The following is an 18,759-nucleotide window of genomic DNA, read 5'->3' as shown; positions in this document are numbered from 1 at the left end:
CCGCCGCACGGCCAAGCCGGGGTATGTACGTCCGGGACGCGAAGAACCGCGAGGAGGTCTGGCTCTTGGACCACATCGAGGCGATGAGTCTCGACGGACAGGCGTTCCGGTCCCGCGACTACGTCATCGCCATCGACGAGGAGTCGAACGCGAAGGCGGGGTTCGGGCGCTACCGCGTCCACACCACCGACGACGGCGAGGTCTGCGAACTGACGAGCATCGGCGTCCTCGACGGCTGGCGGGGCCAGGGCGTCGGCGCACACGTCATCGAACGCCTCGTCACCACGGCAGGCGCACAGGGGTTCGACCTAGTGTACGCCCTCGCCGACCAGCCGAACTACCTGACGCAGTTCGGCTTCGAGGCGATTGAACGCGACCGACTCCCCGAGGTGCTCCGGAAGCGCCTCGACGAGAAGCGCGAGACGACGACGCCCGACGCCATCCCGCTACGTCTGCAGGTCGAGCGCTTCCGGATGCCCGAGGAACTGCGCGAACGGTTCAAGGTGGCGGCGGAGCGGAGCGAACCGGAACCCGAGGAGTCGCCCGAGGATTTCGGCATCGACAGCGAGACGGCGACCTACAAGTACGACACGGGTGGCTGACTCGCCCTCTCAGGACCGCGTCCCCGTCCGCACCGAGAGCGCGACGTCCAGTAGCAACTCGCGCTTGAGGAGGGCGAACCCGAGGAAGATGGCCGCGAAGCCGACCACCGTGGAGGATTCGACGAGTTCGCCGAGGAGGAGCCAACTCATCAGCGTCGCCACGACCGGTTCGAGGTAGCCGATGAGGTTCAGTTCCGTCGGCCCGATCTCGTCCAGCAGGTGGAAGTACAGCATGAACGCCACCACGCCCGAGACGAACGTGAGGTAGACCAGCGAGACGATCGTCGGGACCGTCCACTCGACGGCCGCGAACGTCTCGCCGCGGGCGGTCCCGGCGACGTGAAGCATCCCCGCGCCGAGGAGCATCGCCCACGCCTGCGTGGTTCGCGCCGGGAGCGTCGTCTTGAGGGGCCGCGAGAGGACCGACCCGAGGGCGAAACACGTCGCGCCGGCGAAGACGAGACCCACACCGGCGAGGTTCGCGCCCGCGAGGCTCGACGGGTCGACGTCCGCGACGACCACGACGCCGATGAAGCCGAAGAGGAGGCCGACGACGCCCAGTCCGCGGATGCGTTCCTCCGAGAGGGCGACGCTGGCGAAGACGGCGGTGAGGACGGGCGCGAGGCTGACGACGATGGCCGCGACGGCCCCCGAGACGTGCTGTTCGCCGAGGTAGAGCAGGGCGTGGTAGCCCGCGATGACGAACGCGCCCGCGATGAGGACCGAGAGCCACTCGTGGCGGCCCTTCGGTCGCCAGCGGTCGACCGTGAAGACGGCGTACGCGAGCATCACCAGTCCGGCCACGTCGTAGCGCACCGCCGCGAACAGCACGGGCGGGAAGTGTTCCAGTCCGATCTTGATGAAGACGAAGGAGGTCCCCCACATCGCCGCGAGCAACACGAAGAGCACGGGGACGAGTGGGAGCTTTCTCCAAACTCGTGCGTGGACCATTGTTCTCAGTTCAAGGTTCAGAACGTGCCGTAGTTAAATTCTTCTACAACAGCTGTAGCTGTTGGACGAATTCTATACAATAGTTCGAGACAGATTCGGAGTAACGTCTCATCGATTCCGGTCGTCCCGGATGGTCGGCCTCACCGGTAGTTTACTGACGGTCCGCCCGAGAGTGGCACGCACATGGACGAACGCGACATTCGGCTCCTGAAGGCCATCTCGGACCTCGGGACCGGCAGTCCGGAGAAGCTCCACGAGGCGACGGACATCCCCGTCTCGACCATCCACTACCGGCTGAACAACCTGCGGGAGGCCGGCATCGTCACGAACGACCTCTACGACGTTGACCTAGAGGCGTTCGGTCTCGGCGTGACGGTCATCGTGGAGGTGCTCGCGGACTACAGCGGCTCCCACGAGGAGGTGGGAGAGAAGATAACCGCTATCGAGGGGGTGACGCAGGCGTTCTTCACGATGGGCGAAACGGACTTCGTCGTCCTCGCCCGGTTGCCTCACAGCGACGCCGTCGAGCGCCTCATCAGCGACTTCGAGGCCATCCCCGAGGTCGAACGGACCAACTCCACGTTCGTCATCTCGACGCTCAAGGACAGCGCCCGGTCGCTCCAGAGCTACGACCTGGAGACGCTGCTGGCGGAGTTCGTGGAGTAGGGAGGTTTGGAGCCGAGTGGGACGACTCTGCCGTTCCACTGGAAACCGGCGACCCGTCGCCGGTGACGAGCGAAGCGAGCGAGAACCTCCGAACGCGAACGGCGAATGCAACGAACCGTGAGCGGCGCGGGGGTCTGACGTACCGCGTCAGAGACCCGCGAGGCAACGGAGTAGGGGGGGTTCGGAGGTGAGAAGCGCCGAGAACCATCTGCGGGGATGTCGGCATGCCGAGGGGTGCGTGACGTGCGACCCGTTAACCATTAAGCACCCGGGCGGCCACCGTCGAAGCATGTTCGACGACGAGGACCTTCGCGAGATCCGCGAGGGCCGCGAGGAGTGGGAGGAAGAGTCGCTCGGGCCCACGGTGGAGCGCTTCGGCGAGCGAAAGGAGTCGTTCACCACCGACACGGGCGGCCGGGAGGTGAAACCGCTCTACACGCCGAACGACATCGCGCCGAAGGACTACGACGAGGACCTCGGGTTCCCCGGCGAGGACCCCTTCACGCGCGGGGTGTACCCCACGATGTACCGGGGGCGGCTGTGGACGATGCGCCAGTACGCCGGGTTCGGGACCTCGGAGGAGACCAACGAGCGCTACCACTACCTGCTCGACAACGGGCAGACGGGCCTCTCGATGGCGTTCGACCTGCCGACGCAGATGGGCTACGACTCCGACGACGCGATGGCCGCCGGCGAGGTGGGGAAGTCGGGCGTCGCCATCGACTCCCTGCACGACATGGAGACGGTGTTCGACGGCATCCCGCTGGACGAAGTGTCGACCTCCATGACCATCAACGCGCCCGCCTCGGTCCTGCTCGCCATGTACATCGCCGTCGGCGACCTGCAGGGCGTCGACCGGGAGGAACTGCGCGGGACCATCCAGAACGACGTGCTGAAGGAGTACATCGCGCGCAACACCTACATCTACCCGCCCGAACCGTCCATGCGAATCATCACGGACATCTTCGAGTTCTGCGCCGAGGAGGTGCCGAGTTTCAACACCATCTCCATCTCGGGCTACCACATCCGCGAGGCCGGGTCGACGGCGGCACAGGAGATCGCGTTCACGCTCGCCGACGGCATCGAGTACGTCGAGGCGGCCGTCGACGCCGGACTGGACGTCGACGACTTCGCGCCGCAACTGTCCTTCTTCTTCGCCTCGTACAACAACGTCCTGGAGGAGGTGGCGAAGTTCCGCGCGGCCCGCCGCATGTGGGCGAAGATCATGGAAGAGCGCTTCGGCGCGGAGAACCCCAAGTCGAAGCAACTGAAGTTCCACACCCAGACCGCCGGCTCCACCCTGACCGCCCAGCAGATCGAGAACAACGTCGTCCGAGTCGCCTACCAGGCGCTCGCGGCCGTCCTCGGCGGGACGCAGTCGCTGCACACCAACGGGAAGGACGAGGCGCTCTCGCTGCCCACCGAGCAGTCCGTCCGCACCGCCCTGCGCACCCAGCAGATTCTCGCCCACGAGTCGGGCGCGGCGGACACCATCGACCCCCTCGCCGGGAGCTACTACATCGAGTCGCTCACCGACGAACTGGAGGAGGAAGCGTTCTCGCTCATCGACGAGGTGGACGACCAGGGCGGGATGCTCCGGGCCATCGAGGAGCAGTGGGTCCAGCGCCAGATTCAGGACACCGCCTACGACCGGCAGGAGGAGATCGAGAACGGCGAACGCGTCATCGTCGGCGTCAACGAGTTCACCACCGACGAAGAACCGGAGGAAGACGTCCAGGAGGTCGACGAGGACGACGAGAAGCGCCAGCAGGAGCGCCTCGCGGGCGTGCGCGAACGTCGTGACGAGTCCGAGGTCGAAGCGACCCTCGACGCCCTCCGCGAGGCCGCCGAGGGCGACGAGAACGTCATGCCCTACATCATCGACGCGGTGAAGGCTTACGCCACGACGGGCGAAATCTGCGACGCCATGCGCGAGGTCTTCGGCGAGTACAACCCCGGCTACTGAGTCGGGACCGCTACCGCCCCACCGACCCACCGACGGACCACCGCGAACCGGGGCCGGTGTTTATGCCCCGCACGGTCGCACGCTCGACTATGTACTTCGACCACGCCGGAATCGCCACCGAGGACGCCGACGCCCTCGCCTCCCTGTACGCCGACCTGTTCAACACGCGCGTCGCCCACGAGGAGCAGTTCGGCGACCTTCGCGTCGTCTTCCTCCCGTTCGGCGAGAGCTACTTCGAACTGCTCGAACCCACCGACGGCGGAACCGTCCAGCGCTACCTCGACGACAACGGCCCCGGCATCCACCACCTCGCACTCGGCACCGACGACATCGAGGCGTCGCTGGCGCGCGCGAAGACCAGCGGGGCGGAACTCATCGACGAGGAACCCCGCCCCGGCGCGTGGGGTCACGACGTGGCCTTCCTGCACCCGAAGTCGACGGGGGGCATCCTCATCGAGTTCGTCGAACACTAACCCGAAAGCCCTCGGAACTGCGCGCCTCCGGCGCGCACTCGGCGGCTTCGCCGCCGAGCGATTGCCATCGGTTCCTCGCCCTTTTCATGTCCGCCAGGCACGCGTGCGCGGTCGCGCCGGTCGGCGCGACACGCTCGGAGTGCCGCTCGTTCGTTCACTTCGTTCACTCACTCGCGGTACAGTACACAGGCATCAGCCTACCCTTCCCCGAGTCGCGCGGCCCTCACTTCGTTCGGACACGCGCTCCCGGCCACAGCAGGAGGGTGATTCTCGAAACCGTCACATCCCGCCCTGTCCACCGCGATGGACGACCGACCTGTCGAAATCGACCGGGACGACCTGTCCCGCGACGGCCTTCCGGACGAAGTAACCCGTCAGCCCGCAGGTGACGAACAGGCCGACGCCGAAGAGGACTCCCATCGCGCGAGGGGCCGTCGGGCCGTACAGGACCATCTCGCCGACCATCCAGAGGGCGTAGAGCGGACCGACGACGGCGAGGGCGAGAAAGGCGAGACCGAGCAGTCCCGCGAGCCGTGATGTCAGGGACATCTCGTCTCGGAATTGCGCGCACGCCGGTACGGGTCTTTCCCCCGTGACACTACGCGGCGGGTCTCACGTTCTGGTTCGACCGGAACAGGTTCTCGGGGTCGTAGCGGGCCTTCACGCGCGCGAGTCGCTCGTAGTTCCCGCCGTAGGTGGCGCGGACGCCCGCCGTCCCCTCCTCGCCGAGGCCGGGGAAGTTGACGTAGCCACCCTCCGCACCGTACGGCCGCATCGCCTCGATGGTCTCGCGCGCCCACGCGACATTCACGTCGTCCTCGCTCTCCGCCTCCCAGTTCGCCTCCGGACAGAACAGGAACTCGACGTCCCGGTGGGCGTACGCCGTCTCGTCGGCCGGAATCCGCGCGATAGCACCCCCGAGGTGCCAGACGTCGACCGTCGAGCGGTGCGAGGGGGCGCGTTCGGCGGCGGCGACGAGTGTCTCGATCGCCCCGTCGGAGAGGCCGTCGAGGTTGAGCGACTTCCAGTAGTAGCGCATCCCGTCGGGGTAGTCGGCGTCGAGGAATTGCTGGAACTCGGTGTACTGGTAGGGGCCGCTCAGATCGACCAGCGAGTCCGCGAACGCCCGAACCGGCGCGAGGGCGCGTTCGCCCTCCTCGACGCTCCCCGAGTGACACCCGAGGAAGGCGACGGCGGGACGCCCTCGAACCGCCTCGGGGAACTCCTCGGCGTCGGGCACCCACGCACAGAAGGCGACGACGCTCGCCTCGTCGGGGGCGTCCTCGGCGTACGCGCGGAATTGCCGGAACAGGTCGACCGCCCGGTCGAAGGGGTGGAAGACGAGCAGGCCGAACACCTCGGGACCGACCGGGTGCAGGTCGAAGGTGAACTCGGTGACGACGCCGAAGTTCCCGCCCCCGCCTCGGAGCGCCCAGTAGAGCTCCGGGTGGTCGTCCGCGCTCGCGGTGACCACGGACCCGTCGGCGAGGACCACCTCCATCGAGACGACGTTGTCACAGCTCAGCCCGTACTTCCGCCGGAGGTGCCCGAGGCCGCCCCCGAGCGTCAGGCCCCCGACCCCGGTGTCGGAGACGAGGCCGCCGGGCGTCGCCAGTCCGTGACGCTGCGTGGCGGCGTCCACCTCGGCCCACGTCGCGCCACCCGCGACCCGCGCGGTCCGCGCCTCGGGGTCGACGACCACCGCGGTCATCCCGGAGAGGTCCACGACGAGGCCGTCGTCGCAGACGGCGGTCCCCGCGACGTTGTGTCCCCCGCCCCGGACCGCGACGGGCAGGTCGTACTCGCGGGCGGTCGCGAGGGTGACCACCACGTCCTCCGTGATCTGACACCGGACGACGACCGCGGGGTGGCGGTCGACCGTCCCGTTCCAGACCGCCCGCGCCTCCCCGTAGGCCGCATCGCCGGGTGTGACGACCTCGCCCGAGAGGCGTTCCCGCAGCGATTCTACCGCGTCCTTCGGGAACCGTTCGGCTACTGCCATAGCACCTAGAGGGAGGGCGGGGGCGGATATCGCCCTTCCCGACGGCGAACGGGACGCTCGCACCCGACAGACCGTCCCGACCGCCGACTTGCGCGCGACGAGGGGACGACCGAGGCGAGTCAGCCCTCGAACCAGTCGTCCGCCTTTCCGCGGGCGAACGCGACCACGCTGTCGGGTCGCTCGTCGAACCAGCGGGCTTCGAGAATCTCGTCGTCGTCCGCCAGTTCGAGCGACCCGTCGACGTATCGCGCCTCGAAGTTCGCGTCGAGCAGGTAGTAGCGCCGTTCGGGGTCCTCGCCGAGGACGATGCGCTTGCGTTCGGCGCGCCAGACACCCGAGAGGGCGCAGACGACGCCCGTCTCCTCCCGTACCTCGCGGGCGGCCGTCCCGTCGAGTCCCTCCTCGGCCTCGCGGGCGCCGCCGGGGAGACACCACTCCTCGGGCGCGTCGGCGTGCCGGACGAACAGCACCCGGTCGTCGGCGTCGCTGACCCACGCGCCGGCGGCACCGATCCAGCCCTCACGGGCCACGTCCATCCCGTGCAGGAAGTAGTCCACCTCGTTCTCGACGGTCCGTGATTCGACGGGGAACTCGCCGTAGCGCCGGCGCAGGCGGGCCAGTTCGACCTCGACGCCGAGTCGGGAGCGGACCGCGAGGGGCGCGTCGGAGTCACTCATGGAAAGGGGTCGGGGCGAACCACGCTTCCGCCTTGCGCTCGCTCGCCGGGGGTCCGGGCGCGAACGTTCAAGAACCGTGGCGGGACCAGCCTCGCCGATGCGCTGACCGCCGCCACGGGCCGCCCCGCGGGTTCCGAACCCGAACCGTCCGACGCACCCCGGACGCCGCACGGCGCACCGGTCCGTGGTCCCTCCGCGCCGTCTGCTCGCCCCCCGGGTGCCGACCGACGATACCGGAGCGCTCACCGGTCCGAGCGTGTCGTGTGGAGGCGGTCGACGACCGCCTCGGTCCCGTCCACGAGTTCCTCGACCACCTCGCCGGCCGGGACTACCTCCCCGACGCCGCCGACGCCCTGCCCGGCGTAGAGTGCCATCGCCTCGGCGTCGCCCTCGGCCACCGACAGGGGCGGGTCGTCGTCGTAGCGCGCGATGTCGTAGTCCCCGATGCTCGCCACCGTCTCGCCCTCGCCCGGCCTGTCGCCGGAGGTGGGCCGCTCCGCCGTCTCCCACGCGTCGACCGTGGAGTTGCGCAGGACGCGGTGGTCCCGGCCGGGCCACCCGCCGTCGAAGCAGTCCGTTCGGACCGTGGCCGTCTCGTCGGCGTTCAGGAGGAGTCGTCGGTACTCGGGGTGCGAGAGGGCCTCCTCGGTGGCGACGAAGCGCGTCCCGAGGTACGCGCCGTCCGCGCCGAGGGCGAGAGCGGCGGCCAGTCCCCGCCCGTCGGTGATGCCGCCCGCCGCGAGGACGGGCACGTCCACCGCGTCGGCGACCCGGGGGACGAGGGCCACCGTGGATACCTCGCTGTCGAGGTGACCGCCGGCCTCTGCGCCCTGCGCGACGACGCAGTCGACGCCCGCCTCGGCCGCGTCGCGGGCCGCCTCCGCGCTCCCGACCATCGCCAGTGCGAGGGCGCCGGCGTCGTGAACCCGGTCGACGTACGGCGCGGGGTCGCCGAACGAGAACGCCACGATTGGCGCGCCCGCGTCGAGGCAGGCGTCGAGGTGGTCGTCGGTCGGGAACTGGACGGTGGCGTCGTCGAGGGCGAGGTTCACCGCGAAGGGGGCGTCGGTCAGGTCGCGCGTCGTGCGGATGGACCGGCGGGTGGCGTCGGGCGGTCGCCACGTGACGGCGAGACTGCCGAGGCCGCCCACCTCGGAGACGGCCCCCGCGAGTGCGGGGCAGGTCACGCTCCCGACGGGGGCCTGTGCGACCGGGTGGTCGAGACCGAACAGGTCGGTGAACGGGGTGGCGAGTGACACGCTTCCCGGTGGCGGCCGGGGGAGAAAAACGTCGGGGGCGGCGTCACTCGGGTGCGGGGCCGAAGCTCTCCGTCTTGACCGTCTCGGGGTCCACGCCGCTGTCTGCGAGGGCGTCGAGGGCGTCCTCCAGGAAGCCCGCGAAGCCGTAGACGAACGCCTGCGCGCCGTCGTCGGCCGCATCGGTGACCGCGTCCGCGAAGTTCGCGGGGTCGTCGACGAGGTGGACCGTCGCCCCCTCCTCGGCGAGGGTCGAGAGGCGGTCCTCGTGGATGGGGTTGTCGTCGAGGTAGACGACGGCGGCCTCGCCGCCGTCCGCGAGGGTACGTTCGGCGATGCCGACGGCGGGGCCGACGCCCGGCCCGCCCGCGAGGACGAGCGTGTTCGACTCGCCCTCGTAGTAGGCGTCCCCGAAGGGGCCAGCGACGCCCACCGAGTCGCCCGGTGAGAGCCCGGCGAGACGGGGGCCGAGGGCTTCCTCGTCGGCATTGGGGTCGTAGGTGAGCGTCACCTCGAAGGTGTCTCCCACGTCGGGCGAGGAGATGGTGTAGAAGCGCGACTCGCGTTCGCCCTCGATTTCGAGCGAGAGGCGGACGAACTGGCCGGGGTGGGCCTCGAAGCCATCGGGCGTCTCGACGTCGAGGGCGACGGCGTTCGGTCCGACTTCGGTGACTCCGGCGACGGCGGCGTCGGTCTGGTCCATACCCGAATTGACGTTCGCCCGCTTCGAAGGGCGTTTCGGTCCCGACGAGTGGACACGCCTCCACTATTCAGAAGCCTTTTGCGGTGTGGAGAGGTAGCCCCGACTAGTATGCCAGAGGACCTCAACTGGGCCATCGGTGGGGAGGCCGGCGATGGCATCGACTCGACTGGGAAGATCTTTGCCCAGGCGTTGTCGCGTGCGGGTCGCCACGTCTTCACCTCCAAGGACTTCGCCTCGCGGATTCGCGGGGGCTACACCGCCTACAAGATTCGAACGGCCGTCGACCCCGTCGAGAGCGTCGTCGACCGCCTCGACATCCTCATCGCGCTCACCCAGCGCACCGTCGAGGAGAACATGGACGAACTCCACGAGGGGAGCGTCATCATTTACGACGGCGAGCGGACGACGATGCAGGACCTCGAGATTCCCGAGGAGATGGTCGGCCTCGACGTCCCCCTCAAGTCCCTCGCAGAGGACGCCGGCGGGGCCATCATGCGCAACATCGTCGCGCTGGGCGCGGCGTGTGAGGCGACGAACTTCCCCATCGAGAACCTCGACGAGTCCCTCGAGAAGCGCTTCGGGGGGAAGGGCGAGTCCATCGTCGAGAACAACAAGGAGGCCGCCCGACTCGGCCAGGAGTACGTCGCAGAGGAGTTCGACCACGACTTCGACTACGACCTCGAGACGACGGACGACGACTACGTCCTGCTGAACGGCGACGAGGCCATCGGCATGGGCGCGCTCGCCGCCGGCTGTCGCTTCTACTCGGGCTACCCCATCACTCCCGCGACGAACGTGATGGAGTACCTCACCGGACGCATCGAGCGCTACGGCGGGACCGTCATCCAGGCCGAGGACGAACTGTCGGCCATCAACATGGCCCTCGGCGCCGCCCGCGCCGGTGCGCGCGCCATGACCGCCACGTCCGGGCCGGGCATCGACCTCATGACCGAGACGTTCGGGCTGGTCGCCACCACCGAGACGCCGATGGTCATCGTCGACGTGATGCGCTCGGGGCCCTCGACGGGGATGCCGACGAAGCAAGAACAAGGCGACCTCAACATGCTGCTGTACGGCGGGCACGGCGAGATTCCCCGCTTCGTCGTCGCGCCGACGACGGTCAGCGAGTGTTTCCACAAGACCGTCGAGGCGTTCAACTTCGCCGAGAAGTATCAGACGCCGGTGTACCTCGTCGCCGACCTCGCGATGGCGGTCACCGAACAGACGTTCCCGCCCGAGGAGTTCGACATGGACGCGGTCGAGATCGACCGCGGCAAGGTCGTCGACGACGCGGCCATCGACGAGTGGCAGAACGAGAAGGGACAGTTCCAACCCCACCTCGCCACCGAGGACGGCGTCTCGCCGCGCACCTTCCCCGGCACGGCCGGCGGCGCGCACATGACGACCGGCCTCGAACACGACGCCCTCGGGCGTCGGACCGAGGAGGAGGAGGTCCGCCTCGAACAGGTCGACAAGCGGAACCGCAAGGTCGAGACCGCGAAAAACGAGGAGGACTGGAGCTACCGAGAGTTCGGCGACAGCGACTCCGACAAACTCGTCATCTCGTGGGGGTCCAACGAGGGCGCCATCCGCGAGGCCATGGAGTTCCTCGAAGAGGACGACATCTCCATCCGCCTCGTCTCGGTCCCCTACATGTTCCCGCGCCCCGACCTCTCGGAGGACGTGGAGGCCGCGAACGACGTCATCGTCGTCGAGTGTAACGCCACCGGGCAGTTCGCCGACGTCGTCGAACACGACACGCTGACGCGCGTCAAGCGGGTCAACAAGTACAACGGCGTCCGGTTCAAGGCGGACGAACTGGCCGAGGAGATCAAGAACGCCCTCGCGGAGGGCACGGAGGTGGAAGCATGAGTTCCGACGTTCGATTCACAGACTTCAAGAGCGACAAGCAGCCCACGTGGTGTCCCGGGTGCGGTGACTTCGGGACGATGAACGGCATGATGAAGGCGCTGGCGAACACGGGCAACGACCCCGACAACACGTTCGTCGTCGCCGGCATCGGCTGTTCGGGTAAGATCGGCACCTACATGCACAGCTACGCGCTCCACGGCGTCCACGGGCGCGCACTCCCCGTCGGCATCGGCGTCAAGGCCGCCAACCCGAACCTCGAAGTGATGGTCGCGGGCGGCGACGGCGACGGCTACTCGATCGGCGCGGGCCACTTCGTCCACGCCGTCCGGCGGAACATGGACATGACGTACGTCGTCATGGACAACCGCATCTACGGGCTGACGAAGGGCCAGTTCTCGCCCACCTCACGCGAGGACTTCGAGACCTCCACCAGCCCCGACGGCACCCACCAGCAACCCGTCAACCCCCTCGCGCTGGCACTGGCGGCGGGCGGCACGTTCATCGCCCAGTCGTTCTCCTCGGACGCACAGCGCCACGCGGAAATCGTCCAGCAGGCCATCGAGCACGACGGCTTCGGCTTCGTCAACGTCTACTCGCCGTGTGTCACGTTCAACGACGTCGACACCTACGACTACTTCCGCGACTCGCTCGTGGACCTCGGCGACGACGAGGACTACGACCCCAACGACTACGACCAGGCCAAGGAGGCCATCCTCGACCGGTCGAAGGAGTATCAGGGCGTCATCTACCAGGACGAGGACTCCCGGTCGTACAACGACCGCATGGGCCTGACCGAGGACCTCTCGGACATCCCCGAGGGCGCGCCCGAGGACGCGATGGACCTGGTGCGGGAGTTCTACTAACGCACCTTTTTCGTCGTCGGATGCGCCTCCGGCGCACCTCTCCTCGAAAAATCTGCACCAAAAAGGACCGATTCCGAGCGCGAAGCGCGAGGAATCGGTGAACCGCGCTCGCTTCGTTACCGGCGACTGAAGTCGCCGGTTTCCAGCGGGACCTCCGGTCCCGCGCGGCTCGCGCGGATGCTCTACTTCCGTCGTGGGAGTCGAGTTCTATCGACTTCGATGGGCCGTTCGGACCCGTCCGTCAGTTTCCGACTCCCGCTAACTGCTCACCAGCCAGTAGAGTGCCACCCCGAGTATCGCCTCTGGCGGGCCGACCAACACCGACCCGAGGAGGAACGGGATGGACACGAGCGTTCCGAGTGTGCCATCGATGGAGGGGCGAAGCCGCATCACGAACGCCTGTTTCACCGGCAGGAGAGAGGTGTCGTCGACCTGTGAGGCGGTCCGTCCCGTGACCTCGAAACGACGAGCTGTGCCGGTCGCTCGTCGGTGTCGGCTTCGACCACAATCCCACGGGACACACCGCTCTCCGGGGCGCATCGACGGCTCCTCGACCGCTGCAGAATCAGAGGGACGTCGGAAGACCAGTTCCGTGACGCAACACGCTCTGACAGTCCGCACCGACGGGTAGAACGGTGGGGGTAGTGAACGCTGTATCTAAACAGATTGGTGGTCGCGACGGGTGTGCACAAGAGCTATCGTGAAACAGACACGTCCGTCGCTGTGAACAGTCCTCCGCTCGTGAGGGGGTGCACGGTATCCCACCGGCAGCATTTCTGCGGGATTGACAGTCCGGCACTAGAGTAGATTGGGACCCACGTTCCTGCCCCTACCGTCGCCGTTTTCACGGCCCGCGCCGCTGTGTGTACACGTGACCCACACCCCTCGCCGCGCGTGGCTCGTTCTCGCCGGGTGCTTCGTCATGGCGACGGGGTTCAACGCCTACCTCCTCGGGCCGGCGAGTCTCATCCCCCTCATCGTCGGGGAGTTCCCCATCGACAAGCCGGCGGCGGGCCTCGCCATCAGCGCCGTCTTCCTCTCGTGGACGCTGTTCCAGATTCCGGGCGGCCTGCTGATGGACCGCTACGACAACCGCCTGCTGGTGTGGGGCGGCGTCGGCATCTTCGGGCTGGCGGCCGTCGCGGGCACCCTCGTACCCACCTACGACCAGTTCCTCCTCACGCGGTTCGTGGGGGGTATCGCCGCCGTCTTCCTCTGGACGGCGAACGCGAACATCGTCGCCCAGCGCTTCCCCGAGTCCGGGCGGGCCGTCGCGACCAGCCTGTTCGTCACCAGCGCACCGGCGGGCGCGACCATCGCGCAGTTCGCCGGGCCGCGCATCGCCGCGGCCGCCGGGTGGCGGTCCGTCCTCGTCGTCTACCCACTCGTGACGCTGCTGGGCGCGCCGCTGTTCTACGCCGCCCTGCGAGACCCGGTCCGTAACGAGGCAAGCCTCGACCTCTCGACGTTCGCCCGGACGCTCCGTCGCCCGGCCATCCTGCTCGTCTCCCTGTCCAGTTTCTGTGCGTACTCGCTGTTCGTCTTCTTCAACTCGTGGATGCCCACCTACGCCACCGAGGTGATGCGCGTCGACCTCGCGAGCGCGGGAGCGATGACGGCGCTCGTCCCCCTCGTGGGCTTCCTCGCCCGCCCCGGCGGCGGGTGGCTCTCGGACCGCATCGGCGGGCGCCGTCGGCCGGTCATCGCCGCCGCCTTCGCCCTCGCAATTCCGGTGTTCGTCGCCATCGGCACCGTCACCTCGCTGGCGGGGTTCGGCGCGTTACTCCTGCTCGCCGGGCTGGCCTCCCAGTTGGGCACCGGCGTGTTCTACGTGTTCGTCAACGAACTCTCCTCGCCCGAGACGCAGGGGACGAGTCTCGCGGTGCTCACCACGCTCTCGATGGCGGGGGCGCTGGTCGCGCCCGTCGTCGCCGGGTGGCTCATCGAGAGCGTCTCGTGGACGGCGGCGTTCGCCTTCGGTGGGGCGCTGGCGCTCGTCGGTGTGGGCAGCATCGCCCTCGCGCCGCGGACCACGGCAGGGTGAGCGTTTACCCGCCCGGCCGCACTGCACTCGGACGTGTCCGGAGCAGTCCCCCTCGCGGCGACGGGCGGCGGCCCGTCCGCGGCGCTCGTCGTCCTCGGTGCGCTCGTCCTCGCGGGCGTCCACGTCCTCGCCGGACGGTTCACCGCGTTCGACGCCGTCCCCCGCAGCCGGTGGCTCTCCGGAGCCGGCGGGGTGAGCGTCGCCTACGTGTTCGTCCACGTGCTCCCGGAGCTGTCGGCGAGTCGTGAAGCAGTCGAGGAGGGCGGGTCGGTCCTCACGGTGTTCTTCGAACACCACGTCTACCTCGTCGCGCTCCTCGGGTTCGTCGTCTTCTACGGCCTCGAACAGGCGGTCCGCCGGCGGAGCGAGCGGGACGGGGACGGCGGGGATTCGGACGACGCGACGGGTCTGTTCTGGATTCACGTCGGGTCGTTCGGCGTCTACAACGCGCTGGTCGGACGACTGCTCGTCCACCAACCCGACGCCCGGACGCTGGCGCTGTTCGCCGCGGCGCTCGGTCTCCACTTCGTCGTCAACGACCACTCCCTCCGTGACCACCACGCCGCCCGCTACCACCGGTACGGTCGCTGGATACTCGCGGGGGGCGTCCTGGTCGGCGCGGCGGAGGGACTGGTGACCACCATCACCGAGACGACGGCGGCGCTGGTGTTCGCGTTCGTCGCCGGCGGCATCGTCCTGAACGTCATCAAGGAGGAACTCCCCGAGGAACGCGCGAGCAGTTTCCCCGCGTTCGCCCTCGGCGCCGCCGGTTACACGGCGGTGCTGGTCGCAATCTGACTCGTGAGAGCGCGACAGAGCGCCGCGAGCGGAGCGGGAGACTGATACTCGGCGGCCACCCAACCGAAACGCATGACAGGGGTGACGACGGCATCTAGTAGTATGACCGGAGACGAGAACGACCACTTCGATGTCGTCATCGCCGGGGCGGGGCCTGCCGGGGGGCAGTGCGCCCGTGACCTCGCCTCGCGCGGGTACGACGTCGTCGTCCTCGAGACCGAGGCCGAAGACGGCTTCCCACGACAGAGCAACAAGTCCACCGCGGGGACGTTCCCGTCGATGATGACGAGCTTCGGCGTCCCCGACCGACTCGTCGAACAGTTCACCGACAGCGTGGTCGTCGAATCGCCGAACGAGCACTACAAGAAACCCCAGTCCGGGGCGGTACTCGACTTCGCGGCGCTCAAGCGGTGGCTCGTCGAGGACGCCCGCGAACGCGGTGCCGAGGTCCGCTTCGGGTCGCGCGTCAACGCGCCCATCGTGGAGGAGGGGCGCATCGTCGGGGTGCGCTACGCCGGATCGGAGGAGGTCTACGCCGACATCGTCGTGGACGCGACCGGCCCGAGCGCACCGCTCGCGAAGAAACTGGGCGTGACGAACCTCCACCGCAAGAACCAGGCCATCGGCATCGACTACAAACTGGAGGGACTCGACCTCGACCACGAGGGGTACGCCGACCTCCGTGAGTCGATGATGCTCCGTCTCGACCACGACATCGCGCCCGGCGGCTACTCGTGGATCTTTCACACCGGCGGCGACACCGCGAAGGTGGGCGTCTGCTACATCCAGAACGAGCGCCACGACGAACTCGCGAGAGACGGGATGCGCATCGACGACTACCTCGACTACTGGATGGACACCGACCCGCGCTTCGCGGACGCCGAACCCGTCGAGGACGGTCACGTCCTCCGGGGGTCGGCACACATCCAGATGCCCGGCGACCTGAGCACGGACGGGTTCATGGCCGTCGGCGACACCGTCCCGACCATCGACCCCCTCTGGGGCGAAGGTATCAACCAGGGGATGGAATCCGGTCGCGCGGCCGCCATCACCGTCGACCACTGCCTGACGCCCGACCCGTCCGACACCTCCGCCGAGCGGATGGCGACCTACGACGACCTCTGGCACGACCGTGTCGCGCCGAACATGCAGAAGCGACTCCTCATGACGGAGTTGCTCTACCTCGTCCCGAACGAGCGCTACGACCAGTTCGTCCGGGACCTCGCCCGTCTCCCGCCCGAGACGCTGACGGACGCCAACGCGGGAAGCGTCCGCTCCATCCTCCGTCTCCTCTCGCTCGAAGACCTCCGGTACGTCGCGAAGCTCCTGCAGGGTCGAATCACGGACCCCCACCACCGCTGGAACCCCCTCTCGTAAGCGCCACGGTAGCGCTACCCACACCTCCGCCCTCGGGGACGCCGTGTGACTCCATATCTTCCCCTTCCACAACGCCTAATCAGTCGGCACCCTTGGAACGGAACACGATGAGCAACCAGCAGCAGCTTTCCCCCGACGACGTCCCGTCCACCCAGGGCATGCCGATGCTCGGCCTCGGCACGTGGCAGAACGACGATCCCTCCGAGTGTACCGAGTCCGTGAAGACGGCCCTCGAGATGGGCTACCGCCACATCGACACGGCGCAGGCCTACGGCAACGAGGAGGCCGTCGGCGAGGGCATCGAGCAGGCCGACGTGGACCGCGAGGACGTCTTCCTCGCCACCAAGGTCTGGATCGACCAGCTGAACCACGACGACGTCGTCGAGTCCACGAAGGAGTCGATGGAGAAACTCGGCGTCGACTACCTCGACTTGCTGTACATCCACTGGCCGTCGGGCGACTACGACCCCGAGGAGACCCTCGGCGCGTTCGACGAACTCGTCGAGGAGGGCCTCATCGAGCGCATCGGCGTCTCGAACTTCACGCCCGACCACCTCGAGGAGGCCATCGAGACCGCCGAGAACCCCATCTTCGCCAACCAGGTCGAGATGCACCCGCTCCTCCCGCAGGAGGAGCTCCGCGAGTTCGCCGAGGAGAACGACGTCGAACTCGTCGCCTACTCGCCGCTGGCCCGCGGCGACGTGATGGACGTGGACGTGCTGAACGACGTCGCCGAGAAACACGACGCCAGCGCGGTGCAGGTCAGCCTCGCGTGGCTCCGCGAGAAGGGCGTCACCGCCATCCCGAAGGCCACGAGCGAGGAGCACATCCGCGACAACTGGGAGTCGCTGGCCGTCGACCTCGACGAGGAGGACGTCCAGGCCATCGACGACATCGACGAGACCGACCGCAAGGTCAACCCCGACTTCGCGCCCGACGCCTGGTAAGCGCGACGACCCCGACGCGGTGACTCTCGGGGGAACTGACGAGTGGCCGACGGCCCGACGGTCACCCCCACCATATACTATTGTAGTCCGAACGTTCAGGGTGCCCGAGTACAGTTCGGGTGTATGGTCGTCGAGCGCGAACAGTACGGAATCGTCTCCGGGGTGCGGGCGGACGTCCAGCAGTTGCACGACTTCTGGATGGCCATCGTCTTCCCGAAGCTCCGCCGGACCCACGCGGTGATGGGTCGCTGGCGACCCTCCGGGGTCGGCCAGCGCGCCGCGTTCTACCTCTGGGCCGTGGTGGGTGCCCTCGCCCTCGTCCTCGCGTACCCCCTGCTCCTCCTCGGGTTCGGGACGCGCTTTTACTCCCGGCGCATCGACTCGACGACGACGCGTCTCGGCCTCGCCGGAACCGTCGTCCTCGCCGCCGTCGTCTGGGGCGGACTGACGCTCCTCGCGCGCTATCGCTTCTCGCCGGAGGGCTTCCTCGCCGTCGCCGCCGCGAGCGTCGTCGCCGTCGTGAGCGCCGGCCTCGCCGTCACGTTCACCCGCGTCGGCGGGCGGGCGACGACGGTGGTGCTCGCCTACCCGTCGGCGATGAACGCGCTGTTCCTCCCGCCCGTCGTCGCGGCGCTCTACTCGCCGACGCTCGCGGGCGTCGTCTTCCCCGAGAGCCTCACGCTGGCGCGCTGGTTGCTCGACAACGTCCTCGTCGTCGGCGACCTGAACACCGCGCTGCGCACCCGCTTCGACCTCGAAGGGGCGGCGTACGTCGCCATGTGGTTCGGCCTCGCCGTCCCCCTCGGGTGGCTCCTCGGTGCGGTGGTCACCCTCGCAGACACCGTCCGCCCCACTCCGAAGACCGGCGAGACGGCCGCTTCCTGAACTCTTATTCCGCTCTCGCCCGTAGCGGAGGCATGGAATTCGACGGACCCCGGACGATCGGCATCTTCGTCGTCCTCATCGCGGTGGCCGCCCTCGGCCTCCTCGGGATGGGCGTCATGGAGACGAGCACCGTCCTGATGATGGTCCTGCCCTCGATGGTCGTCGGCGGACTGCTGTTCCTGTTCCTCGGCGTCAAGCACGGCGAGTACCGCGCGTCGGGTCGGTAGAAGGCGGACGGCGTTTCTGTCTCTCGAACCTCCGCCCCGAGCGTCAGCGACGTTCCCGGACACGGTTGCTCGTCTGCGTCTGCACGTCGAGTTTCGCCGTCTTGCGAATCCAGTTCAGGTAGCCCTGCAACGGCCTCGCGTCCCGGAGGGCGTCGAGGGTGTCGTAGTCCTCCCGTAACTCCTCGTTGGTGAACGTCGCGTGGACCTGCGCGTGACAGGGCCGACAGAGCGTCACCGTCGGACTCTCCTTCCGGTTCTCGGGGACGAGGTGGTGGCGCTGGATGGCCTGCGGGTCGGTGAGCAGTTCGTCGGGAAATCGCCGCCGACAGAGCTGGCAGGTCGTCGCCATGAAGTGTTCAGTCTACGAGCGCAGACCGTATGAGTGTGTCACCGGAGGCAGTGCGGTCTCCCCAGTGTGTTCTGCCGTGAGCGAGTGAAACGAGCGCGCGG

The 18,759-nt window shown here is 68.3% G+C and carries 20 protein-coding genes; 12 read left to right on the top strand and 8 right to left on the bottom strand.

The window, feature by feature from the left end; translation table 11 throughout:
• Positions 1 to 23: 23 nt before the first annotated feature.
• The gene (locus NKG96_RS05655) at positions 24 to 602 is read left to right on the top strand and encodes a GNAT family N-acetyltransferase (protein WP_254537500.1); all 579 of its coding nucleotides are present in this window, start codon (positions 24 to 26) and stop codon (positions 600 to 602) included.
• A gap of 9 nt (positions 603 to 611) precedes the next feature.
• On the opposite strand, the gene NKG96_RS05650 is transcribed toward NKG96_RS05655, so the two are convergent.
• Positions 612 to 1,553, bottom strand: coding sequence for a DMT family transporter (locus NKG96_RS05650; RefSeq protein WP_254537499.1), 942 nt, complete (start codon positions 1,551 to 1,553; stop codon positions 612 to 614).
• A gap of 183 nt (positions 1,554 to 1,736) precedes the next feature.
• Here NKG96_RS05650 and NKG96_RS05645 point away from each other — a divergent pair, with 183 nt between their 5' ends.
• From NKG96_RS05645 to mce, 3 genes are all read left to right on the top strand, one after another.
• A complete protein-coding gene (locus NKG96_RS05645) occupies positions 1,737 to 2,219 on the top strand; it encodes an Lrp/AsnC family transcriptional regulator (RefSeq protein WP_254537498.1) in 483 nt (160 codons plus the stop codon).
• A 289-nt stretch (positions 2,220 to 2,508) separates the two neighbouring features.
• On the top strand, positions 2,509 to 4,185 hold the full coding sequence (locus NKG96_RS05640) for an acyl-CoA mutase large subunit family protein (protein ID WP_254537497.1): 1,677 nt from the start codon (positions 2,509 to 2,511) through the stop codon (positions 4,183 to 4,185).
• An 89-nt stretch (positions 4,186 to 4,274) separates the two neighbouring features.
• Entirely contained in the window at positions 4,275 to 4,658 is a 384-nt protein-coding gene (gene mce / locus NKG96_RS05635; protein WP_254537496.1) for a methylmalonyl-CoA epimerase, read from the top strand.
• Between the two features lie 279 nt (positions 4,659 to 4,937).
• Here the strand turns inward: mce and NKG96_RS05630 are convergent, their stop codons facing one another.
• From NKG96_RS05630 to NKG96_RS05610, 5 genes are all read right to left on the bottom strand, one after another.
• Entirely contained in the window at positions 4,938 to 5,207 is a 270-nt protein-coding gene (locus NKG96_RS05630; protein WP_254537495.1) for a hypothetical protein, read from the bottom strand.
• A 49-nt stretch (positions 5,208 to 5,256) separates the two neighbouring features.
• Positions 5,257 to 6,660, bottom strand: a complete 1,404-nt coding sequence (locus tag NKG96_RS05625) for an FAD-binding oxidoreductase (RefSeq protein WP_254537494.1) — start codon at positions 6,658 to 6,660, stop codon at positions 5,257 to 5,259.
• Between the two features lie 119 nt (positions 6,661 to 6,779).
• Positions 6,780 to 7,337: an NUDIX hydrolase gene (locus NKG96_RS05620; RefSeq protein ID WP_254537493.1), complete on the bottom strand. Its 558-nt coding sequence runs from the start codon at positions 7,335 to 7,337 to the stop codon at positions 6,780 to 6,782.
• A 242-nt stretch (positions 7,338 to 7,579) separates the two neighbouring features.
• On the bottom strand, positions 7,580 to 8,596 hold the full coding sequence (locus NKG96_RS05615; protein WP_254537492.1) for an NAD(P)H-dependent flavin oxidoreductase: 1,017 nt from the start codon (positions 8,594 to 8,596) through the stop codon (positions 7,580 to 7,582).
• Between the two features lie 43 nt (positions 8,597 to 8,639).
• Positions 8,640 to 9,296, bottom strand: a complete 657-nt coding sequence (locus NKG96_RS05610; RefSeq protein ID WP_254537491.1) for an FAD-dependent oxidoreductase — start codon at positions 9,294 to 9,296, stop codon at positions 8,640 to 8,642.
• Positions 9,297 to 9,404: 108 nt separating this feature from the next.
• On the opposite strand from NKG96_RS05610, the gene NKG96_RS05605 reads away from it, so the two are divergent.
• A complete protein-coding gene (locus NKG96_RS05605) occupies positions 9,405 to 11,168 on the top strand; it encodes a 2-oxoacid:acceptor oxidoreductase subunit alpha (protein ID WP_254537489.1) in 1,764 nt (587 codons plus the stop codon).
• Positions 11,165 to 12,031, top strand: coding sequence for a 2-oxoacid:ferredoxin oxidoreductase subunit beta (locus NKG96_RS05600; RefSeq protein WP_254537487.1), 867 nt, complete (start codon positions 11,165 to 11,167; stop codon positions 12,029 to 12,031). Before NKG96_RS05605 ends, NKG96_RS05600 begins: the two co-directional genes overlap by 4 nt.
• Before the next feature lie 258 nt (positions 12,032 to 12,289).
• Here the strand turns inward: NKG96_RS05600 and NKG96_RS20880 are convergent, their stop codons facing one another.
• A complete protein-coding gene (locus NKG96_RS20880; RefSeq protein WP_256558112.1) occupies positions 12,290 to 12,421 on the bottom strand; it encodes a hypothetical protein in 132 nt (43 codons plus the stop codon).
• 481 nt (positions 12,422 to 12,902) lie between these two features.
• Here NKG96_RS20880 and NKG96_RS05595 point away from each other — a divergent pair, with 481 nt between their 5' ends.
• The 6 genes from NKG96_RS05595 to NKG96_RS05570 all read left to right on the top strand — a co-directional run bounded on the left by NKG96_RS05595 (position 12,903) and on the right by NKG96_RS05570 (position 18,309).
• A complete protein-coding gene (locus NKG96_RS05595) occupies positions 12,903 to 14,075 on the top strand; it encodes an MFS transporter (RefSeq protein WP_254537486.1) in 1,173 nt (390 codons plus the stop codon).
• A 33-nt stretch (positions 14,076 to 14,108) separates the two neighbouring features.
• Entirely contained in the window at positions 14,109 to 14,873 is a 765-nt protein-coding gene (locus NKG96_RS05590) for a hypothetical protein (protein ID WP_254537485.1), read from the top strand.
• Between the two features lie 102 nt (positions 14,874 to 14,975).
• The gene (locus NKG96_RS05585) at positions 14,976 to 16,250 is read left to right on the top strand and encodes a digeranylgeranylglycerophospholipid reductase (RefSeq protein WP_254537484.1); all 1,275 of its coding nucleotides are present in this window, start codon (positions 14,976 to 14,978) and stop codon (positions 16,248 to 16,250) included.
• 158 nt (positions 16,251 to 16,408) lie between these two features.
• Positions 16,409 to 17,197, top strand: a complete 789-nt coding sequence (locus NKG96_RS05580; RefSeq protein ID WP_368409291.1) for an aldo/keto reductase — start codon at positions 16,409 to 16,411, stop codon at positions 17,195 to 17,197.
• A gap of 123 nt (positions 17,198 to 17,320) precedes the next feature.
• Positions 17,321 to 18,082 (top strand): hypothetical protein, encoded by a 762-nt coding sequence (locus NKG96_RS05575; RefSeq protein ID WP_254537482.1) that lies wholly within the window; start codon positions 17,321 to 17,323, stop codon positions 18,080 to 18,082.
• Positions 18,083 to 18,114: 32 nt separating this feature from the next.
• Positions 18,115 to 18,309: a DUF7333 family protein gene (locus tag NKG96_RS05570; protein ID WP_254537481.1), complete on the top strand. Its 195-nt coding sequence runs from the start codon at positions 18,115 to 18,117 to the stop codon at positions 18,307 to 18,309.
• A 43-nt stretch (positions 18,310 to 18,352) separates the two neighbouring features.
• Here NKG96_RS05570 and NKG96_RS05565 read toward each other — a convergent pair whose 3' ends face one another.
• Positions 18,353 to 18,658 (bottom strand): hypothetical protein, encoded by a 306-nt coding sequence (locus tag NKG96_RS05565; protein WP_254537480.1) that lies wholly within the window; start codon positions 18,656 to 18,658, stop codon positions 18,353 to 18,355.
• Positions 18,659 to 18,759 lie beyond the last annotated feature (101 nt).

Origin of the sequence: Halomarina litorea (genome assembly GCF_024227715.1) — an archaeon.
Taxonomy (GTDB): domain Archaea; phylum Halobacteriota; class Halobacteria; order Halobacteriales; family Haloarculaceae; genus Halomarina; species Halomarina litorea.
This window is presented reverse-complemented; position numbering and strand designations above follow the sequence as displayed.